We start from the raw sequence: 19,702 nt of genomic DNA, 5'->3' as shown, positions 1-19,702 counted from the left end.
GTGCGAACTGACAGAATGGAACCTCGGGTTCGACGTCAGGAGGATGAATGATCGCCGTCCTCGCAGCGTTCGCTCTGCTCTCCCTCGCGACGCCGATGCTGACCCGTCTGCTCGGTCGGCGCGTCTTCGCCGTCATCGCCGTTCTGCCGGCGGCAGCGTTCGTGCTGCTGCTCACCTGGCTTCCGGGCGTGCTCTCCGGAGAACCGGTCGTCGAGAACGTTCCGTGGATCCCTGCGCTCGACATCGGCCTGAATTTCCGGCTCGACCCCCTTGCTCTGCTGCTGGCCCTCATCGTCACCGGCGTCGGCACGCTCGTGCTGCTTTACTGCATGAACTATTTCGCCGACGACGAGCCCGCTCTCGGCCGGTTCGCCGCGCTGCTGCTCGCTTTCGCCGGCGTGATGTTCGGACTCGTCACCGCCGACGACGTGTTCATCCTCTTCACCTTCTGGGAAGCCACGAGCGTGCTCTCCTACCTGCTCATCGGCCATTACACCGGTCGCAAGGAGAGCCGCGGGGCGGCATTGCAGGCGCTCACCGTCACCACCTTCGGCGGCCTCGCGATGCTCGTCGGGCTCGTCATCCTGGCCGTGCAGGGCGGCACGACGTCGCTGTCGGAGCTCGTCGCGCATCCGGTCACCGGCGGCGCCGGCGAGTGGGCGATCGCGCTGGTGCTGCTCGGCGCGATCTCCAAAAGCGCTCTCGTGCCGTTCCATTTCTGGCTCCCCGCGGCGATGGCCGCCCCCACCCCGGTGAGCGCGTACCTGCACGCGGCCGCGATGGTGAAGGCCGGCGTCTACCTGGTCGCGCGCCTGGCGCCCGGATACGCCCCGCTCGAGGTGTGGCATCCGATCGTCATCGGGCTCGGCGCGCTCACGATGCTGGTCGGCGGGTGGCGGGCGCTGCGCCAATACGACCTGAAGCTCCTTCTCGCGTATGGCACGGTCAGTCAGCTCGGCTTTCTCGTGATGGTCACAGGATTCGGCACGCGCGACGCCGCGCTGGCGGGCGTCGCCCTGCTGCTCGCGCACGCCCTGTTCAAGGCCGCGCTGTTCCTGGTCGTCGGCATCGTCGACCACGCGGCGGGAACCCGCGACTGGCGCAAACTCTCCGGCCTCGGGCGCAGGATGCCCGCTGTCGCCACGATCGCGTTCATCGCCGCCGCGTCGATGGCCGGGGTGCCGCCCCTGCTCGGCTTCGTGGCGAAGGAGGCCGTGTTCACCTCGTTCCTGGATGCGGCCGGCCACGGCGACCCCTGGGTGTGGGTGGCTCTTCTCGGTGCGATCGCCGGCTCCGTACTGACCGTCGCATACACCGTGCGTTTCGTCTGGGGAGCGTTCTTCAAGAAACAGGGCGTCGAGGCGACCCCGCTGCACGCCGCCGGCCGCGGCATCGTGGTCGCGCCGGGCATCCTCGCCGCCGCTAGCCTGGTCGCCGCGTTCGCCGTGCCGTTCATCGAGCCCGTCCTCGCCGGCTACTCCGACGAGTTGCCCGGCGGACACGACTACCACCTCGCGCTCTGGCACGGCCTCGAACCGGCGCTCGCGATCTCGGCCGGAGTGTTCGCCCTCGGTGCGCTGCTGGTCTGGGGCCGGCAGCGGGTGGCCCGCCTCCAGGCCGCCGTCGCGCCGATGGTCGACTCGGCCCGCGGATACCTCGGGATCGTCTCGGTCGTCGACCGAGTCGCCGCCGCGATCACCACCGCCATCCAGCAGCGGGGTCTGCCCGGCTACCTCGCGATCATCGTCGGCGTGTTCGTCGGCGGCCTGGGCACCGCATCCCTGCTGAACACGTCGTGGCCCGACGGCATCCGGCTCTGGGACTATCCGACCCAGCCCTTCCTCGCGCTGGTCATGGCGGTCGCCGCGGTCGCCGCGGCCACCGTGCGTCAGCGGATGACCGCCGTGCTGCTCGTGAGCGTCACCGGCTACGGCCTCGTGCTGCTTTTCGGGATGTCGGGCGCGCCCGATCTCGCACTCACGCAGGCACTGGTCGAAACGATCGTGCTCGTCGTGTTCGTGCTCGTGCTCAGGCGCCTGCCGAAACAGATCGCCCAGCGTCATCCCCCGGTGAAGAAGGTGGCGCGCGGGATCATCGGCGCCCTTTCCGGAATCGTGATGGCCGTGCTCGGCCTCGTCGCGCTCGGCGCGCGCATCCGGCCCACCATCGCCGACGGCCTCCCCGTGCTCTCGCTCGAAGCCCACGGCAAGAACATCGTGAACGTGATGCTCGTCGACATCCGCGCCTGGGACACCCTCGGCGAGATCTCGGTGCTCGTCGCGGTCGCGACCGGCGTCGCCAGCCTGATCTTCGTGTCGGGCCGCACCGGCGGCGCTCCCCGCCTCGACTCGGGCCACCTCACGCTGAATCGCCGCGATCGCCTGCAGCCAGTGCCCGAGGCCGCGCGCAGCATCCGGGCGCCGCGCACCAGCCTCGCCGACACCGAGGGCGAGACGGATGCGCCGGGCGAGGCCGCAGGAACCCGCCAGACCTGGCTGCTCGCCGGCCGCACCATCTCGCCGCGCAACCGCTCGATCCTCATCGAGGTGCTCGTGCGGCTGCTCTTCCACCCGGCCATCGTCGTCTCCGTGTTCCTGCTCTTCGTCGGCCACAACTCCCCAGGCGGCGGATTCGCGGGCGGCCTGCTCGCGGGCCTCGCGCTCGTCGCGCGCTACCTCGCCGGCGGGCGGTACGAGCTCGGCGAGGCGGCGCCGGTCGACGCGGGGCGTCTGCTCGGCACCGGCCTGCTGCTCGCCGCCGCCACCGCGACGGGCTCCCTGTTCTTCGGCGCACCGGTGTTCACCTCCGCGTGGTTCGAGACCGACATCCCTGTGCTCGGCACCATCTCCATCGGCACGTCCACCCTGTTCGACGTCGGTGTCTACCTCGTGGTCGTCGGGCTCGTGCTCGACATCCTCCGCTCCCTCGGCGGCGAGGTCGACAGGCAAGAGGAGCAGCAGGCCGAGAACGCCGACGACTCCGAGAGGAGCCGCGCGTGACCGCATCCCTCACCCTCGTCGTGCTGATGGCCGTGCTGTTCGGCGCCGGCATCTCGATCATGCTCGAGCGCAGTCTGACGCGCGTGCTGATCGGATTCCTGCTCGTGGGCAACGCCGTGAACATCCTCATCTACCTGATGAGCGGCGCACCGGGACTCGCGCCGCTGCTCGGTGACGGCGTCGACCCGAAGAGGATCTCCGACCCGTTGCCTCAAGCGTTCGTGCTCACGGCGATCGTCATCAACCTCGGCATCACCGCTTTCATGCTCGCCCTGATCTACCGGTCGTGGTGGCTCGCGCAGCTCGGCGAGAAGGGCGACCTCATCGACGACGAGTCGGAGAACGCCGAAGACGCCGAGGATGCCGCCGACCTCATCCGCAGCTCGGCCGCGGACGACAAGGCGATCCAAGACATCATCGACGCGAGCGACGAGGAGGCTCCGCGATGACCGCCGTTCTCGTGCCCCTCGTCGTCTTGATCCCTCTGCTCGGAGCGGCGTCGGCCCTCATCCTCGGGCGTCACCGCCGCGCGCAGATCGCCGTGAGCTTCGGCGCTCTGACGGCCGTGACCGTGGTCGCCGTCGCCCTGCTCATCGCGGTCGACACCACCGGTCCCGCGGTCGTCTACATCGGCGGCTGGAACGCCCCGTGGGGGATCACGCTCGTGGTCGACAGGCTCTCGGCGATCATGCTGGTGATCTCGGCGATCATGCTGCTCGTCGTGCTCGCGTACTCGATCGGCCAGGGGATAGCCGATCAGCACCGGGAGACGCCGGTCTCGATCTTCCACCCGAGCTACCTCATCCTGTCGGCGGGTGTGTTCGACGCGTTCATCGCCGGCGACCTGTTCAATCTGTACGTCGGCTTCGAGATCCTGTTGTCGGCCAGCTACGTGCTGCTGACCCTCGGCGGCACCGGCGAGCGCATCCGGGCCGGCGTCACGTACATCATCGTGAGCCTGGTCTCGTCGCTCTTCTTCCTCAGCGCGATCGGCCTCATCTACGGCGCGACGGGAACGGTCAACATCGCCCAGCTCTCGGTGCGTCTCGCCGAGCTCCCCGGCAGCGTGCAGCTCATGCTGCATCTTCTGCTGCTGACCGCGTTCGGCATCAAGGCCGCGGTGTTCCCGCTGTCGTTCTGGCTGCCCGATTCGTATCCGACCGCGCCTGCGCCTGTGACCGCCGTGTTCGCCGGCTTGCTGACCAAGGTCGGGGTCTACGCGATCATCCGCACCGAGACCGTGATCTTCAAAGACAGCGACCTGTCGGTGCTGCTCCTCGTCATCGGCGGGCTCACCATGCTGATCGGGATCCTCGGCGCGCTCACCCAGGCCGACATCAAACGGCTCCTCTCCTTCACGCTCGTCAGCCACATCGGTTACATGATCTTCGGCATCGCTCTGATGAGTCAGCTCGGGCTCGCGGCGACGATCTTCTACGTCGTCCACCACATCACCGTTCAGACCACGCTGTTCCTCACAACCGGGCTCATCGAGCGGTTCGGCGGGGCCACCTCGATCAACAGACTCGCCGGCCTGCTCAAGGCGTCGCCGTTGCTCGGAGTGCTGTTCTTCATCCCCGCTCTCAACCTCGGCGGCATCCCGCCGTTCTCGGGTTTCCTCGGCAAGACCGGCCTGTTCCTCGCGGGCGCCGAGAGCGCAGGCCGGGGCGGCCCCGATGCGTGGCTGATCTGGGTGGTCATCGGCGTCGGCGCGATCACCTCGCTCATCACCCTGTACGCCCTCACCCGGTTCTGGAACATGGCGTTCTGGCGCCCGCGCTCGCAGCTCGAAGGCTACGAGTCGGCGCTGCTCGGCTCGGTCGTCGAAGCCCCCGAGGGCGCGACAGTCACCGCCACCCGCACGACGCCGGTGCTCATGGTCGTCGCGACGAGCGTGCTCGTCATGGTCACGATCTGCCTCACGGTCTTCGCCGGCCCCCTCTTCGACCTCACCGGCCGCGCTGCCGCCGACCTCCTCGACCCGAACACCTACGTGTCCCTGGTCTTCCCGGGAGGTGTGCGATGAAACCGTCGACGGAGGTCTCGCGCTGGCGTTCCGTGTGGCGGCAGCTTCCCCTGCTCGTCGCGCTGGTCGTGCTGTGGGTCTTCCTCTGGGATCAGATCACCGTGCTCACCGTCGTCACCGGCGTGCTGCTCGCCGTCGGCGTCACGCGCGCGCTCTACCTTCCCCCTGTTCTGCTCAGCGGCCGATTCAACGTCTGGCGCGGACTTCTGCTCGGGCTGCGCATGACTTACGACGTCACGATCGCCTCCCTGCAGGTCGCAGCCCTTGCGCTGAATCCGCGGTGGAAGCCGATCAACTCGATCATCGCCGTGCAGCTGCTCACCCGCTCCGACCTGGTCACCACCCTCACCGCCGAAGCGATCTCGGTGGTGCCGGGCACCGTTGTCGTCGACATCGACCGCGAGCGCGGCCTGCTGTACCTGCACGCACTCGGCACCCGCACGCACGCCGACATCGAGCGCGTGCGCCACGACGTCCTCGGCACCGAGGAGAGAATCGTGCTCGCCATCGGCACCCGCGAACAGGCCGCTTCGGTCAGGCGGGCCCGTCGCGAGCGCCGCAACACCGATCACACGATTGGAGCACGCGAATGACCTTCCTCAACTACGTCAGCATCATCGCCGGCATCATGTTCGGCATCGGCGCAATCGCTGCCGTCTACCGCATCATCCGCGGTCCCTCGATCCTCGACCGGGCGCTCGCGACGGATGTGCTGCTCGCCATCGCGATCTGCGCCCTCGGCGCCGAGATGGCCATCAACAAGCACGTCGACACGCTCGTCATCATGCTCGTGCTCGCGATGTTCGCGGTCGTCGGCTCGATCTCGATCGCGCGCTTCATGTCGAAGCAGGATGCGTCGTGAGCGTCGGCGAGATCGTCGTCGGTCTCCTCATCCTTGTCGGCGGATTCCTCTCGATGGCCGCCGGCATCGGCATCGTGCGGTTTCCGGATGTGCTGACCCGCCTCCACGCGGCCACGAAACCGCAGGTGCTCGGGCTGGCGGTCGTTCTCGCCGCCATCATCGTGCAGGTGCCGACCTGGGGCGTGCTGACCACGGCCATCCTCGTCATGACGTTCCAGCTGCTCACCCAGCCGATGACCGCGCACATGCTCGGCCGCGCCGCCTACCGCTCCGATCACGTCCGTCGCGACCTCCTCATCGAAGACGACCTCGGCCGCGACATCGCCGCCCACGACCAGACGGACCATTAGCACTGCCGCTTGCGGCCTCACGTGACTAGTGTGAGGAACAGCTGGAGGTGCATCATGATTCCGCAACCCACTGGTCGACTGGTTCGCAAAGACGACGGCGTCTACGTCGTGCTCGACAGGATCTTCAAGGCTCCCATCGAAGACGTCTGGTCGTATTTCTCCCGATCGCCGCGGCTCGCGGAGTGGCTCGGCGAGTTCACCGGCACCCCGTCGACGGGCGCGGCGCGGTTCCGCATGAAGGTCGAGGGCGACGACGCCGAGTGGCAGAACGTCTCCATCCTCGAGTGCCAGGCACCGCACAGGCTCGCGGCCGACATCGGCCCGTCCGACAGCGCCTGGCGCATGTATCTGCACCTCACCGAGGCGAGCGGACGCACCACGGTCACGTTCGGCCGGCGTCTGCACGACCTGAGCGAGGAGGCCGACACCGGCGTCGCGTGGGACTACTACCTGGACAGGCTCATCGCCGCCCGGGCCCACAGGCCGATGCCCGACTGGAACGACTATCACCCCGCGATGCTCGAACACTACGAGAACCTCTGCCGGGAGCTCGGCGACGACCTCCGCCGGGAGCACGCCGCCGCCCACGCCGGCCTCGCTCGTGACGTGTCCGACACATCCGCCTGAGCCGGGCCGGCACTCGGTAGGGTCGAAGAATGCCTGTGCCCTCCGAGTGGATCGAACATCGCCGCGGTGACCGCGAGCTCGTGGGCTGGCTGCGCCCCGAAGGGCACGGTTTCGTCGCCATCGACCTGCTCGGGCGACCGGTGACCGGTGTGGTCGACTGGCTCGAGGGCGAGGAGACCCTCGAAGCGCACGGCATCGGCTACCTGGCAGACCCGTACGAGCTGCGCCTCGACGACGGCCACTGGCTGCGGGTGCGGATCACCGAGGTGTCGACGGATGCGATCCGCGTGAAGAAAGAAGACTGGGGCGACATGACCGCCACCCACATCGACTACACCGTGCCGTTCCCACTGCCGGAACAGTTGCGCCCGCACCGCCCAGCGCGCTGAGCGTCAGGGCGTCGCCGCGTCGCGGCGTCGCGGCTCAGTGCCAGCGGTGCTCCTGCAGCGTGATGCGCGGGCCGTGCCGCTCGAACCGGTGCCCACTCGCCAGCACGAGGCGGATGACGCGCTGGCGGTGACCCGTCCACGGTTCGAGCAGCTCGAGCATCCCGTCGTCGTCGACGCGCTGCCCGATCAGGGCTTCGCCCACGTAGTGCGCGAGGTGGTAGTCGCCGACGCTCACCGCATCCGGGTCTCCGTGCGAACGCTGCAGCGTCTCGGCCGCCGTCCAGACGCCGATGCCCGTCACCGTGCGCAGCTTCATGGCCGCTTCGACCAGGGTCGCCGCCGCATCCGCCGCCCGTTCGAGCGAGCCGGCCACGGCCATCGCCGACAGAACGGTGCGCGCGCGACCGGGATCGACCCCGGCACGGTGCCACTCCCACGACGGGATGCCGCGCCACTGTTCGACCGTCGGCACCACGCGCATTCCCTCGGGTGCCGGCCCCGGAGCGGGCTCGCCGTACCAGCGCAGCAGTCTCGCCCACGACCGGTATGCCTCCAGGCTCGTCACGCGCTGCTCGATGACGGCCGGGATGAGGGCTTCGATCATGCGGCCCGTGCGGGTCAGGCGCAACCCGGCGTTGCGCCGGCGGCTCTCGTGCAGCAGCGGTGTGCTGCGCACGTCGAGGCCGGTCCAGTCGTCGTCGCAGCCCAGCATCGCGGGAACCGCCGAGATCGCCCAGTCCGCGCCGGGGCCCCAGGCAGCGGCCTCGACAGCGCCGGACGCACCGGGGTTCAGGATGCGCAGGGTCGCCGGCCCCTCCGGCGTGCGGAAGGTGCGCCACATCCCTCGATCGTCCCACCGCGTCGTCGGGTCGTGCGGGCCGCGCCCGAGCACTCCGAGCGTCGCCCGGATGTCCACCGGCTCGGCCGGCGAGTACACGGTCTTCGCCACGGGCGCGCCGGCGGAAGCGGCGACAGGCGTGGCGGTGGTCATGCACGAATGCTACGTCACGCCGCCTGACCGGCAGCACACACTCTTCCCCAATGTCGGCCCCCTCCAATACTGTCGCCCCATGGGATCATCATTCGAAGCCGATTCAGTCGCGCGCCTGCGCGAAGCAGTGTCGGGAAACGTCTACCTGCGAGGCGATGCCGGCCTCGCAGCCGAGGTCGCGTGCTTCAACCCGGCCGTCGTCCACGACCCCGACATCGTCGTCGCCGTCACCTCTGACGACGACGTCGTCGAGGCTCTCCGATTCGCGCGGGAGAACGGTCTGGCGGTGCACATCCAGGCCACCGGTCACGGCTCCGAGAGCCCGATCACCGGCGGCCTCATCATCTCCACCAGGGCACTGGGCTCGCTCACCATCGACCCCGCGACCCGCCTCGCGAAGATCGGGGCCGGCCTCCGCTGGGCCCCGGTGATCACAGCCGCGGCCGAGCACGGCCTGGCGCCGGTCACGGGGTCGTCCACCAGCGTGGGCGCCGTCGGCTACAGCCTCGGCGGCGGGCTCGGCCCCCTGGCCCGCAGTCACGGCTTCACGGCCGACTGGGTGCGCGGCTTCCGCGTCGTCACCGCCGACGGTGAGATCGTGACGGCCGACGACGACACCAATCCGGAACTGTTCTGGGCGCTTCGCGGGGGCAAGGGCGGCCTCGGCGTCGTCACCGAGATGACTCTCGAGCTCGTGCCGCTGCGCACCCTCTACGCCGGCAGCATCTTCTTCGACGCCCCCGACGCCGAGGCGGCGTTCCGGGCCTGGATCGACTGGTCGGCTCAGCTGCCGGAGACCGCGACGACCTCGGCGGTGTTCCTGCACCTGCCCGACATGGAGGGGCCTCCCCCGCCGCTGCGCGGACGGTTCGTCTTCAGTGTGCGCTTCGCCTACCCGGGCGAGGCCGCGGAGGGTGCACGCCTGCTCGACCCGCTGCGCGCGGCGGCTCCCGTCTATCTCGATTTCGTGGGCGAGATCCCTGCGACCGCGGTCGCGACCATCCACAACGATCCCGAGGTCGGCGCACCGAGCTGGCTCAGAGGGCACATGCTCGACTCGTTCGACCAGCGAGACGGGTCGGCGCTCTACGAGCTCGTGAAGCCGGGAACGGATTCGCCGTTCCTCGCCGTCGAGATCCGCCAGCTCGGCGGCGCGACGAAAGTCGACACCGCCGACGGCACCGCCGTCGGCGGGCGCGACAGCCTCTACTCGCTGTCCACCCTCGCCGCCGACCCGGCCACGTTCGCCGAGGCCGCACCGGCCCGGGCGGCGGCCATCGCCGACGCGCTCGCCGGCAAGATCTCGGCGATCACGAACGTGAACTGGTCAGCCGGCCTCACAGACGAGGCCGCGTTCGAGCACGCTTGGCCGCCCGCGGTGTTCGACAGGTTGGCTGTCGCCCGGGCCGACTGGGACCCCGAGCGCCGGTTCGCCTTCGGGCCGGTCTGACCCGCCGCTCAATCGCTCCACACGCTGGGCGCCTTGGCACGCGTCGACGGAAGACCGGCATCCGCACCCCACTGCAGCAGCCAGGCGGGAACGGTGACATCCGTCGGCGCGGGGCCGACGGCATCCAGCAACTCCTGAATCGTGACGACCCCGCCGCCGCGCTTCAGAAACCGTCCGCGGATGAACGCCTGTGTGTAGATCTCGCCGTCGACCGTGAAGCGCTGCTCGACGTACACGGCCTTCTCGTCGTAGCCCAGGAGGCGCGACTCGACGACGAACGGCTGCCACAGTTCGAGTGACCTGCGAAACGAGATCGTCTCCGACGCCACCACGGGATACCAGCCGCGCTGCTTGAAGATCGCCCACACCCCGTTGCGCGTCAGCATGTCGAAGCGCCCGATGTCGGCGATCGACAGGTACACGCCGTTGTTCATGTGTTTGAGGATGTCGAGGTCGGTCGGCAGCACCCGGAACTTCGTGAAGGCGACGTCCCAGTGCCCGAGCCGCGCCCCGAACCGGGAGATCACCGCGTGAAGCATCGTCCGAAAGATCATGTGCACCCGCACATGCTAGCCAAGCGCCAACCGTTTCGCCCTTCGGTTGTCGCATCCCTCTAAAACGATCCCGTTCGCATCGGCGGCGGCTTGTGGCGATGGCAGTGACGTTGTCACTCAACGATTCCCGGATGCCGCGCGACCACCGGCCTGCGGCGCGGGAATGCGCGCATCCGTTCGATGGTTCCGTCCTTCATGACACTCATGGCGGTCGCGGAGGACACCCGCCTGGAACGCGCCCTGGCCACGCTGGAGTGGCGCCTCCTCGAGGCGAGCCGGATCGAGCTTTCCGTTCTGAGGCGGATCATCTCCCCCGGCGGCTCGATGCGCTTCCACTATGTGGTCGCCGGGTCGCTCGAGCTCCGCGCTGCCGGCGGCACGCAGACCCTTCGAGCCGGAGACTTCCTCCTGCTGAGCGGCGTCGCGCCGCACGTGCTGACCGCCGTCGAGCCGGCGACCGTGGTCACCGGGGCGCTGCAGTGCAGCGCATGCGAAACCGCTCCCCTGGCCGGAGCGCTCCCCGAGGTGCTCCTCGCCTGTGGCTTCAGCACGCGCGACCCCGACATGGCACAGCTCGTGGAGATCCTCGTGCGCGCGGTCGCCAACAACGACGGACGACCGGGTTCCAGCGTCATCGTGGACCGGTTCGCGACTCTCATCGCGTGGCGGCGGTGCGGTCGTGGGCGGAGAACAGCGGTGCGCTCGAGACCTGGCTCATCGGGCAGCGCGACCCGCACATCGCGCGCGCGATCGAGGCGATGCGCAGCGCCCCGGGCGACGCGTGGACGATCGAGAGCCTCGCACAGGTCGCGCGTTCCTCGCGATCGGTGTTCGCCGAGCGGTTCCGTGAGCTCGTCGGAGAGTCGCCGTCACGCTATCTCACGGCGCTGCGGATGGAGCAGGCGGAGCGACTGCTCGGCGACGAGCGCCTGAGCATCGCCGAGGCCGCTCACCGGCTGGGCTACGGGTCGGATGCCGCGTTCAGCCGCGCGTTCCGGCGCCATGCGGGCGAGAGCCCCGCGTCGTGGCGGCGGCGCGGCCCGCAGGCCAGGCGCGCCCTGCAGCCCGCGCGCGCCCTGCAGCTCGAGAGCTAGTCGGCAGCCGCCGGCAGCACGCGCGCACCGCCCCGGCTGACGGCGCCGAGAAGCACGCCGCCCAGCACCGCTGCGACAGCACCGGAGACGAACGTCGCCTCCACACCGGCGCCATCCACCAGCAGGCCGCCGAGCGCGGCTCCGAGCGTGATCGCGATCTGGAATCCGGCGACGACGAGACCGCCTGCTGCCTCCATCCGGTCGGGCTCGACGCGAGCCGACCAGGTCTGCACCAGAGTCGGCACCCCGCCGAACGCGAACCCCCACAGCCCCACAGCAACGAACGCGAGGGGCACGATCGCCGGCAGGATCGCGAACGTCGCCACCGCCACCCCGAGGATGGCCGGCATCAGCACCAGCGCGAGCCGCAGCCGGCGATCAGCCAGGATGCCGGCCACGAGGTTGCCGACGAAGCCGCCCGCGCCGTAGATCGCGAGCAGGAGGGCCAGCCCGCCCGCCGTGAGGTCGGGGATCTCGGCCGAGCCGAGGCGGATGTAGGTGAAGCCCGCGAAGTGACCGCCAGCCAGGAGCACGACGGCGACCAGCCCGACGATCATCACCGGCGAGCGCAGGGTGTCGATCAGCGAGCGCACCCCCGCCTCCTTGGCGGCGGCGACGGGCGGCAGGCACACGAAGATGATCACCGCAGCGACCAGGGCCACGGTCGCCACCGACAGGAACACCGCGCGCCATCCCCACAGCGCGCCGAGGAACGCGCCGAGCGGCACCGCGACGACCGTGGCCATCGAGACACCGGTGTTCACGATCATCATCGCGCGCCCCAGGTGCTCGGCCGGTACCAGCCGTGCGGTCACGGCGAGCGCCATCGACCAGTAGCCCGCGATCGCGACGCCGAGGAGCATCCGGGACACGAGCAGCATCCAGAACTCGGGAGAGACGGCCACCAGCAGATTCGAGAGCGCGGCGAGCAGTGCGAGCCCGACCATCAGGTAGCGCCGGTTCAGCCGCGGGAACAGCAGCCCGATGCCCGGCCCGGCGACGACCCCGATGAGCGCCGTCGCCGTCACCGCCTGCCCGGCTGTCCCGTCGGACACTCCGAGCTCGGTCGCGATCGGCGAGAGCAGGCTGGCCGGCAGGAACTCGCTCGTGACGAGGGCGAAGATGCCGATCATCAGGGCGACGACGCCCAGCCAAGAGCCCCGGCGGGTGGGTGCGCTCTCGATCGCGTGGAGGGAAGCGGTGTCGACGGTCATGGCACCAGCCTGGTCGAAGCGTCGCTACACTGCCTCACCGAACGTCCTGGCCGCTTGATCGAACGTCCTGGATGCCGCGCCTCGGCGCGCGGCGCGCGGTCGTCCGTCACGGCGTAGATTCGAACAGCCCGAGGAAAGGGGACCAGTGACGACCGACGAGACGCGGGCTCTCGCTGTCGCGCGCGGGCTCGGGCTCGACGTGCAGCAGGCCGAGACCCTGCCGGGGGTGGTGAATGTCGTCGTTCGCGTGAGTGGCGATCGAGCGGATGCCGTCGTGCGGTTCGCCGCTGACGACTCACGCCCGAACGAGTTCCCTCTCGAGGAGTGGTGCTACGGCGCCGCGCGCTCGGCCGGCATCCCGTCGCCCGCGGTGCTCGGCAGCGGCGTTCACGAGGGGGTCGAATTCCTCGTTCTCGAGTATGTCCAGGCGACGTCGGCGGAGCCGATCGAGCACTGGCGCTGGTTGGGTCGGTACGCATCCCTGATCGCTCAGCTCCCGATCGGCGACGATGCACCGGAAGAGCTGTTTTCGCGTTTCGGCCGCGACCTTCCGCGAGCCTGGGCGGAGCATGTGCGGTACAACATCGCCGCCCTCGACGAGCACGACGACCTTCTGGCGCTCGGCGTCTACCCTCCCAGCGAGCAGGGTAGGCTCACCGGCCTTCTCGCCTCCCTCGACCGTGCCGACTTCGAGTTCGGCTTGGCGCACGGAGACCTCGCTCCCCGCAACCTCATCCCCGCTACCGGCGCCCCGGTGCTGATCGACTGGGGCGCGGCGACGACAGGGCCGGCGCCGTGGACGGACGTGCTGACGGTCTACCAGTGGGCGGTCGACGCCGGCACCGTGCCTCTCGCTGCCTTCCGTACTTTCGCCCATGCCGCCGGAATCGATCCCGTCCGAGCAGCGCCGACCCTCGACGCCCTGAGCGCGCTGAGGCACCTGGACCTGGCACGCTGGGCGGTCGCCCGCCGTCCGGACCTCGTTCCCCGCTACGTGCAGGCCGCCCGCGACGGGCTAGCGCGCGTTCTCGGCTAGTCGATGGCGACGGCCTCGAGCACGAGCGCTTGGCTCGGATTGAGAAGAGGGGCAGCCAGCCCGACCCTCCCGAGCGTGAGACCCGTTCCGCTCGCCTCACGGCGCTGAAGCCACACCGGAGGCGAGTCGTCGCGCATCGACGGCAGCGGCAGACCTTCGACGACCGAGACGCGATAGCGCGTGTCAGGGTCGAGGCCCGGCAACAGCAGCCGGGGCGGGGTCGCGAATTCCGAGGTGGCCGATCGTGCGTAGCGATACAGCGCGACCTGCGCACCATCCCCGATGACCGCGGTGAGTTCCGTGCCCGAATCGCCGGTGTCCCCGTGCAGGAGAGTGCCCGTATGGATGAGCTTGCGGTGCCGCTTGTAGAACGTGATCCATTTCGCGAGCACGGACAGTTCTTCCGGCGCGCAGTCGGCGATGTTGAGTTCCAGCCCCGGCGAGGAGAAGACGGTTGCGGCCATCCGGAACCCGAGATCCGCTTGACGGCCGGTCGTGTGCGCCCGTTGCGGCCCGACGTGGCTGCCGATCAGCTCCGGAGGCAGAAGGAGTTCGGTCCAGCGCTGAATCTTCAGTCGTTCGAGTGGATCGTTGGTGTCCGACGCCCATACCCGGTCGGTGCGCTGCAGGATGCCGAGATCCACACGCGCGCCGCCGGATGCGCAGGATTCGATCTCCAGCCGGGGATATTTCGAGCGCAGCGCATCGAGCAGGCGATAGAGGGCCGCGGTGTGCGCGTGCACCCCGGCTCGTCCGGCGGGGACCGCTTCGTGCAGGTCGCGGTTCTGGTCCCACTTCAGGTAGTCGATGGAGTATTCGTCGACGAGCGCGGATAGCCGCTCGAAGACCGTGTCCCACGCCTCGGGGATCGCCAGGTTGAGGGCTTGCTGGTTTCGCCACGCTCGGGGCAGGTGCGTCGTTGGGCCCAAGATCCAGTCCGGATGCGTTCGCGCCAGGTCAGAATCGAGGTTGATCATCTCCGGTTCCACCCACAGACCGAATTGCATTCCATTCGCCCGCACGCGGTTGACGAGAGGGTGCAAGCCCTGCGGCCACACAGTGCGGTCGACGAACCAGTCCCCCAGCCCGGCATCGTCGCTGCGTCGTTCGTGGAACCACCCGTCGTCGAGAACGAACCGTTCGACGCCGATGCCTGCTGCGACATCGGCGAGGTTCTGAAGACGCGTCTCGTCGTGATCGAAGTACACGGCTTCCCAGGTGTTCAGGATGACAGGGCGCGGCGTATCCGGATGCGTTGGTCGTGAACGCAACGACCGGTGAAACGTTTGGGACAGCCCGTCGAGTCCAGCATCAGACCACGCGAACAGCGTCTCCGGCGACGAATACGACTCACCGGCTTCGAGCACGATCTCGCCGGGGCGCAGGAGCTCACCGGCCCCGATGATCGTCGCACTCTCCGGTAGCGCGTCATGGCGATAGATGGAATCACCGCTCCACGCGAGATGCGTCGCCCAGACTTCACCGTGACCGTTGTCGAACCCGGGCGTGCCGAGGATGAGCAGGTAGGGCGAGTCGTGGCCGGTCCGGCCTCGTCGGCTCTCGCGTACCTGCGCGCCTTGCAGAAGCCGCGACCGTTGCGGCGAGCGCTCGCGAATCCATCGTCCGGTGAAGTCGAGCAACTCCTGGGCGTGGCCACCCACGGGCATCGTCGCTTCGAGGGCGTCGACTCGAATCGGAGCGCCACTGAGATTGGCCAGACTCTGGTGCACATGCACAAGACCCGCCTCGTCGATTCTGAGCGTGTACTCGAATGCGAGCTGCCGCGACGCGGCCCGATAGCTGAGCCCCGATGGATGTGCGTCGACGCTGACGTCGTCCCACTCCGCGACGATCAGCTCGTCGCCTTGTTCTGCGACGAATCCGGGTCGTCCAGCCCATCCGTCGGTCTCGGTGGGCAGAACGGTGAGCGGCCACGGCTGATCGAGCGCGCTCGACGACACCCCTCGACGCGTGGTGATGCTCAGTTCCCGGAGATCGTTCTCGTCGAGCTGGCCGGGATCGGCGCCCCAATGGAGCACGCAGGGAAGAACGCCGTCCGCGATCGAGACGATGACAGCCGTTCCGCCTGCGGCGACCTTGATCAGGCTTTCGGCAGCGGTTGCGGCGGGGTCCAGCGATGCGACGCTCTTCACGATTCTTCCCTGACGATTCTGACTTCGCCCGCAGGAACCAGCAGGGTGCCGTTCGTCGTCGTTCCCGTCACCAGCTCGACGCCGTCGGCCTCGACGCTGAGCGGCTCGCTGGTGTGGTTCGTCAGAAAGAGGAAGCTGACCTCTGCATGGTGCCGTCTGACCGCCTCGACGCCCTCCGGCACTCGGAGCCCGGTGATTTGTCGATCCTGCGTGATCTCGTCGATCATCGATCGGACGCCATCGTCGTCGAGACTGGCGGACACATACCAGGCAGCGCCTTCACCGTCCCCTTTCGAGCGTGTGATGGCCGGGTAGCCCGCCAATGGCCCGGATGCGTAGCGGGCGATCACGTCGGCGTCAGCGCTCTCCCTCATGAGCTCGGTCCATTCGGTCGCGGTGGCCCCGTTGTCCAGATGCACCGTCTCGCCGTCGAGGAGAGGAAAGTGCTCCTCGGTGGATGTCCCGAGGAGCTCGGAGAACGCCCCGGGAAAGCCGCCGGGCCGAATCCGGTCGTTCTCGTCCACGACCCCCGAGAGGTACGTGACGATGACCGTCCCACCGTTCGACACGACCGATTCGATGTTGCGCGCGGACGAGTCGTCCACGAGATGCAAGGTCGGGACGATGACGAGTTCGTAGCTCGTGAGGTCGGCCCAGGGGCCGATGATGTCGACGGGGATGTTCTTCTCCCAGAGTGCGCGATGCCATTTCCTGGCTTCGGCGCCGTAGCTGAGCCCGTGCCGCGGTTTCATGCCGCGGGTCAACGCCCATCCCGCCTCGTCGTCGAAGAGGATTGCGACTTCGGCGGGCGCAACCCTCGAGCCGGCGACGTCCCCGAGTTTCTGGAGAATTCCACCGAGCTCTTTGGTCTCGCGCCAGATCTTGCTGTCGGTGCCGGCATGCGGAACCATGCCCGAGAAGAATTGCTCCGCACCCGAAGGAGACGAGCGCCACTGGAAGAAGAGGGCGCCGTCGGAGCCTCGGGCGATGTGGCCCAGGCTGTTTCTGATCAGCTCACGGGGCGCTTTGGAGCGGTTGACTCGATGCCAGGTTCCGCCGCTGACGGAGTGCTCCATGAGGAGCCACGGACCGTGGCCGGCGGACATCCCTCGCGAGCGGTCGCCCGAGAAGGCGATGTCCTGGGCGGAGTGAGGGTCATCCGGAATCGTGTAGTGATCGTTCGCGACGACATCGACGACCTCGGCCCAGCGAGGATAGTTCACGACGTCCTGGGAGGGGCCGACCATGAAGTTCGTGGTCACCAGAGCGTTCGGATCGACGCTCTTGATCACGTCACGTTCGGCGAGGAACTGGCCGAGCAGTTCGTCGGATGAGAACCGATCGAAGTCGAGTATGGCTGCCGGGTTCTGCGCTTCGTTGCCCCGCGGCGGGTGCACCTGGTCGAAATTGCCGTAGCGGTGGCCCCAGAAGTCGCTCCCCCACGCGCTGTTGAGCGCGTCGATCGACGAATACTTGCTCTCAAGCCAGTGCCGGAAAGCGCGTGCCGATACGTCGCAGTAGCATCGTCCGTTGCCGCCGCCGAGTTCATTGCTGACATGCCAGAGGGCGACTGCGGGGTGATGCGCGTAACGGTTGACGAGCTCGGTGACGAACGTCAGGGATTTGTCGCGGAACACGGGCGAACTGGGGCACCAGCCGAGCCGCGCACCGGGAAACTGCGGGATGAGGTCCTTGTCTTGAGGAAGGATCTCGGGGTGACTGGTGAGCAGCCACGAGGGTGGCGCAGCGGTCGGGGTGGCCAGGTCGATCGCGATACCGTGCGCCCAGAGCAGCTCGATGATCTCGTCGGTCGCGCTCCAGTCGAACTGTCCCTCCTCAAGCTCGACAGTGCCCCAGCTGAACACTCCCAGGGTGACGATGTTGACGCCGGCTTCGTTCATCAGGCGCACATCTTCGAGCCAGGTCTCGCGAGGCCATTGCTCCGGGTTGTAGTCGCCGCCGAAGCTCAGCCCTTCCGTGGGCCAGTGTCGGTGACTCGGGGTCGTGGTCATCCTTTGATTCCTCCGGATATCAGGTCGAGCTTCCAGAAGCGCTGCAGGAAGAGCACAAGCGCGACGAGCGGAATGATCGAGACTGCCGCGCCCGTGATGGCGAGGCTGTAGAGAGCGGGAGACCCCGAACCCTTCGACAGAAGCGTGAAGAGTCCGACGGTCAACGGATAGTTGCTCTGGTCGGAGAGCATCACGTAGGGAAGCAGGAAGTTGTTCCAGATCCCCACGAACTGAAGCAAGAAGACGGTCACCATGCCAGGCACCAAGAGCGGCAGGGCGATGGACTGGAAGATCCGCCATTCCGAAGCGCCGTCGATCCGCGCCGCCTCGAGGGTCTCCTGCGGCATCGCCGAGGCGGAATACACCCGGGACAGGTAGATTCCGAACGGGCTGATGATGGACGGCAAGAGCACAGAGAGCGGATTGCCCGCCAGCCCCAGCTGCGACAACAGCAGGTACTGCGGAATCGCGAGCGTGATGCCCGGGATGAGCACACCCGCGAGGATCGTGTAGAAGATCACGCTCCGGCCGCGGAACTCGTATTTCGCGAGGGCGTAGCCCGCCATCGTCGAGACGAATGTCGACAGAAGCGCTCCGACTCCCGCGTAGAGAACCGAGTTGGCTGCCCACAGACCGAACTGACCGTCTCCGTAGGCGAACAGGTCGGCCAGGTTGGTGAAGAGCCCTCCGCCCGGGGCGAAGGTGAACGTCGTGAACAGTTCGCTCTTCGTCTTGCTCGCGGCGACGAAGACCCAGGCCACGGGGATCAGGCAGTAGATCGATCCGAGGATCAGGATGAGGGTCGGGATGAGCCGGCCCCACGCACTCGGCCGCGCGCCGATTCTCGGGGCAGATCCCCGCCGGCCCGTTTCAACGTTCTCGAGTGTGCGCGTCATGACTGAGCTCCGAACCTGCGGCGATTTGACACCCAGAGCACGAACGCCGAGACGATCAGCGTGCCCAGTGCCAACACGGTCGATGCCGCGGCGGCAGCGGGAAGGTTGTCTGTCATGAACGCATCGCGATAGATCGTCATCAGGGGCGCCCAGGTCTGAGTGATCTGGCTGGTCAAGGGCTTCAGGGTTGTCGGTTCGCCGTACAGCTGAAGGGCCCCGATCAGCGAGAACACGGCAGTCAGGATGAGCGCCGGCCGCGTGAGCGGCACCTTGATCTGCAGCGCTATCTGAACCTCGCTGGCTCCATCGAGACGGGCGGATTCGTACAGCTCGGCGGGAATCCCGCGCAGTGACGTGTAGATGATGATCATGTTGAATCCCACGCCTCCCCAGATCGCGATGTTGGCGAGGGAGCCGAAAAGCCCGGGATTCTCCAGGAAGGGGATGGACCCCAAGCCGAGCGATCGGGTGACGTAGGAGAACGGGCTCGTGCTCGGAAGGTACATGAACCCCCACATCAGCGCGGCGACGATGCCCGGCACCGCGTACGGCACGAAGATCGCCGTGCGGGAGAAGCGCTTCGCCTTCACTGCCGGCACGTCGAGAAGAAGGGCGAAGAGGAGAGCGAGTCCGAGTGTGAGCGGAACGGCGATGACTCCGTAGATGACGAGCCGGAGGAAGCCCGCTGCCATCTCCGGGTCCGCGAACACACTCGCGTAGTTGTCGAAGCCGGCGAAGACGTCGACGCGCTGGCCGCCGATGCCGGACCCTTCGAGCCGGTAGGCGCGGAAGCTTATCCAGATCGTGTAGCCGACCGGAATCAGCGTGAAGAGGATGTAGAGCAGCACCGCCGGCGCGCTGAAGAGATAAGGGGCGAATCGCGGGCGGATGCTTCGTTGCTTCCGACGCTGAGGTTGGGCCGCGCGGTTCCGCGCGGACGTGGTGGTGGTCATCGTTGAGTTCCTGACGTCGGGTCATGGTCGGGCTCCCCCGCGGGAGACCGACCATGGCTGCTAACCGTTTGTGACCAAGAAGACGTTCATCGTCAT

18 protein-coding genes and 1 pseudogene are annotated in these 19,702 nt (G+C 68.1%); 12 read left to right on the top strand and 7 right to left on the bottom strand.

The window, feature by feature from the left end:
• Positions 1-47 precede the first annotated feature (47 nt).
• From ACFVWR_RS12130 to ACFVWR_RS12095, 8 genes are read left to right on the top strand one after another with little or no spacing between them, the layout of a single operon-like run.
• Positions 48-2,999 (top strand): Na+/H+ antiporter subunit A, encoded by a 2,952-nt coding sequence (locus ACFVWR_RS12130; RefSeq protein ID WP_387211983.1) that lies wholly within the window; start codon positions 48-50, stop codon positions 2,997-2,999.
• Positions 2,996-3,448 (top strand): NADH-quinone oxidoreductase subunit K, encoded by a 453-nt coding sequence (locus ACFVWR_RS12125; RefSeq protein ID WP_387211980.1) that lies wholly within the window; start codon positions 2,996-2,998, stop codon positions 3,446-3,448. Before ACFVWR_RS12130 ends, ACFVWR_RS12125 begins: the two co-directional genes overlap by 4 nt.
• Complete coding sequence (locus ACFVWR_RS12120; protein WP_387211977.1) at positions 3,445-5,025, top strand: Na+/H+ antiporter subunit D; 1,581 nt, start codon at positions 3,445-3,447, stop codon at positions 5,023-5,025. Before ACFVWR_RS12125 ends, ACFVWR_RS12120 begins: the two co-directional genes overlap by 4 nt.
• The gene (locus ACFVWR_RS12115) at positions 5,022-5,618 is read left to right on the top strand and encodes a Na+/H+ antiporter subunit E (protein ID WP_387211974.1); all 597 of its coding nucleotides are present in this window, start codon (positions 5,022-5,024) and stop codon (positions 5,616-5,618) included. Before ACFVWR_RS12120 ends, ACFVWR_RS12115 begins: the two co-directional genes overlap by 4 nt.
• The gene (locus ACFVWR_RS12110) at positions 5,615-5,887 is read left to right on the top strand and encodes a monovalent cation/H+ antiporter complex subunit F (RefSeq protein ID WP_387211971.1); all 273 of its coding nucleotides are present in this window, start codon (positions 5,615-5,617) and stop codon (positions 5,885-5,887) included. Before ACFVWR_RS12115 ends, ACFVWR_RS12110 begins: the two co-directional genes overlap by 4 nt.
• Entirely contained in the window at positions 5,884-6,237 is a 354-nt protein-coding gene (gene mnhG / locus ACFVWR_RS12105) for a monovalent cation/H(+) antiporter subunit G (RefSeq protein ID WP_387211968.1), read from the top strand. Before ACFVWR_RS12110 ends, mnhG begins: the two co-directional genes overlap by 4 nt.
• Positions 6,238-6,291: 54 nt before the next feature.
• Positions 6,292-6,864 (top strand): SRPBCC domain-containing protein, encoded by a 573-nt coding sequence (locus ACFVWR_RS12100; RefSeq protein ID WP_387211965.1) that lies wholly within the window; start codon positions 6,292-6,294, stop codon positions 6,862-6,864.
• A gap of 29 nt (positions 6,865-6,893) precedes the next feature.
• Complete coding sequence (locus ACFVWR_RS12095; RefSeq protein WP_387211962.1) at positions 6,894-7,253, top strand: hypothetical protein; 360 nt, start codon at positions 6,894-6,896, stop codon at positions 7,251-7,253.
• Positions 7,254-7,287: 34 nt separating this feature from the next.
• Here the strand turns inward: ACFVWR_RS12095 and ACFVWR_RS12090 are convergent, their stop codons facing one another.
• Positions 7,288-8,244, bottom strand: a complete 957-nt coding sequence (locus tag ACFVWR_RS12090; RefSeq protein ID WP_387211958.1) for a DNA-3-methyladenine glycosylase family protein — start codon at positions 8,242-8,244, stop codon at positions 7,288-7,290.
• Positions 8,245-8,323: 79 nt separating this feature from the next.
• Here ACFVWR_RS12090 and ACFVWR_RS12085 point away from each other — a divergent pair, with 79 nt between their 5' ends.
• Complete coding sequence (locus ACFVWR_RS12085; protein WP_387211955.1) at positions 8,324-9,694, top strand: FAD-binding oxidoreductase; 1,371 nt, start codon at positions 8,324-8,326, stop codon at positions 9,692-9,694.
• A gap of 8 nt (positions 9,695-9,702) precedes the next feature.
• On the opposite strand, the gene ACFVWR_RS12080 is transcribed toward ACFVWR_RS12085, so the two are convergent.
• Positions 9,703-10,248 carry a thioesterase family protein gene (locus ACFVWR_RS12080; RefSeq protein ID WP_387212116.1) on the bottom strand — a complete coding sequence of 182 codons (546 nt, stop codon included), beginning with the start codon at positions 10,246-10,248 and terminating at the stop codon, positions 9,703-9,705.
• 180 nt (positions 10,249-10,428) lie between these two features.
• On the opposite strand from ACFVWR_RS12080, the pseudogene ACFVWR_RS12075 reads away from it, so the two are divergent.
• Positions 10,429-10,893: pseudogene (locus ACFVWR_RS12075) on the top strand (cupin domain-containing protein); the annotation flags it as partial.
• 17 nt (positions 10,894-10,910) lie between these two features.
• Positions 10,911-11,342 carry a helix-turn-helix domain-containing protein gene (locus ACFVWR_RS12070; RefSeq protein ID WP_387211952.1) on the top strand — a complete coding sequence of 144 codons (432 nt, stop codon included), beginning with the start codon at positions 10,911-10,913 and terminating at the stop codon, positions 11,340-11,342.
• Here the strand turns inward: ACFVWR_RS12070 and ACFVWR_RS12065 are convergent.
• A complete protein-coding gene (locus ACFVWR_RS12065; protein ID WP_387211949.1) occupies positions 11,339-12,556 on the bottom strand; it encodes an MFS transporter in 1,218 nt (405 codons plus the stop codon). The two genes, ACFVWR_RS12070 and ACFVWR_RS12065, sit on opposite strands and share 4 nt — an antisense overlap.
• Before the next feature lie 145 nt (positions 12,557-12,701).
• Between ACFVWR_RS12065 and ACFVWR_RS12060 the strand changes: the two genes are divergently transcribed.
• Positions 12,702-13,592: a phosphotransferase gene (locus tag ACFVWR_RS12060; RefSeq protein ID WP_387211946.1), complete on the top strand. Its 891-nt coding sequence runs from the start codon at positions 12,702-12,704 to the stop codon at positions 13,590-13,592.
• Here the strand turns inward: ACFVWR_RS12060 and ACFVWR_RS12055 are convergent.
• The 4 genes from ACFVWR_RS12055 to ACFVWR_RS12040 are packed head-to-tail and all read right to left on the bottom strand — an operon-like array spanning position 13,589 to position 19,606.
• The gene (locus ACFVWR_RS12055; protein WP_387211943.1) at positions 13,589-15,745 is read right to left on the bottom strand and encodes an alpha-galactosidase; all 2,157 of its coding nucleotides are present in this window, start codon (positions 15,743-15,745) and stop codon (positions 13,589-13,591) included. The genes ACFVWR_RS12060 and ACFVWR_RS12055 overlap by 4 nt on opposite strands.
• Entirely contained in the window at positions 15,742-17,757 is a 2,016-nt protein-coding gene (locus ACFVWR_RS12050; protein ID WP_387211940.1) for a beta-galactosidase, read from the bottom strand. The genes ACFVWR_RS12055 and ACFVWR_RS12050 overlap by 4 nt, the downstream gene beginning before the upstream one ends.
• A complete protein-coding gene (locus tag ACFVWR_RS12045) occupies positions 17,754-18,653 on the bottom strand; it encodes a carbohydrate ABC transporter permease (RefSeq protein ID WP_387211937.1) in 900 nt (299 codons plus the stop codon). The genes ACFVWR_RS12050 and ACFVWR_RS12045 overlap by 4 nt, the downstream gene beginning before the upstream one ends.
• The gene (locus ACFVWR_RS12040; protein WP_387211934.1) at positions 18,650-19,606 is read right to left on the bottom strand and encodes a carbohydrate ABC transporter permease; all 957 of its coding nucleotides are present in this window, start codon (positions 19,604-19,606) and stop codon (positions 18,650-18,652) included. The genes ACFVWR_RS12045 and ACFVWR_RS12040 overlap by 4 nt, the downstream gene beginning before the upstream one ends.
• Between the last annotated feature and the right edge of the window lie 96 nt (positions 19,607-19,702).

Source organism: Leifsonia sp. NPDC058292 (genome assembly GCF_042880955.1).
GTDB lineage: Bacteria > Actinomycetota > Actinomycetes > Actinomycetales > Microbacteriaceae > Leifsonia.
Note: the sequence above shows the minus strand (reverse complement) of the source record. Positions and strands in the feature narration are given on the sequence as shown.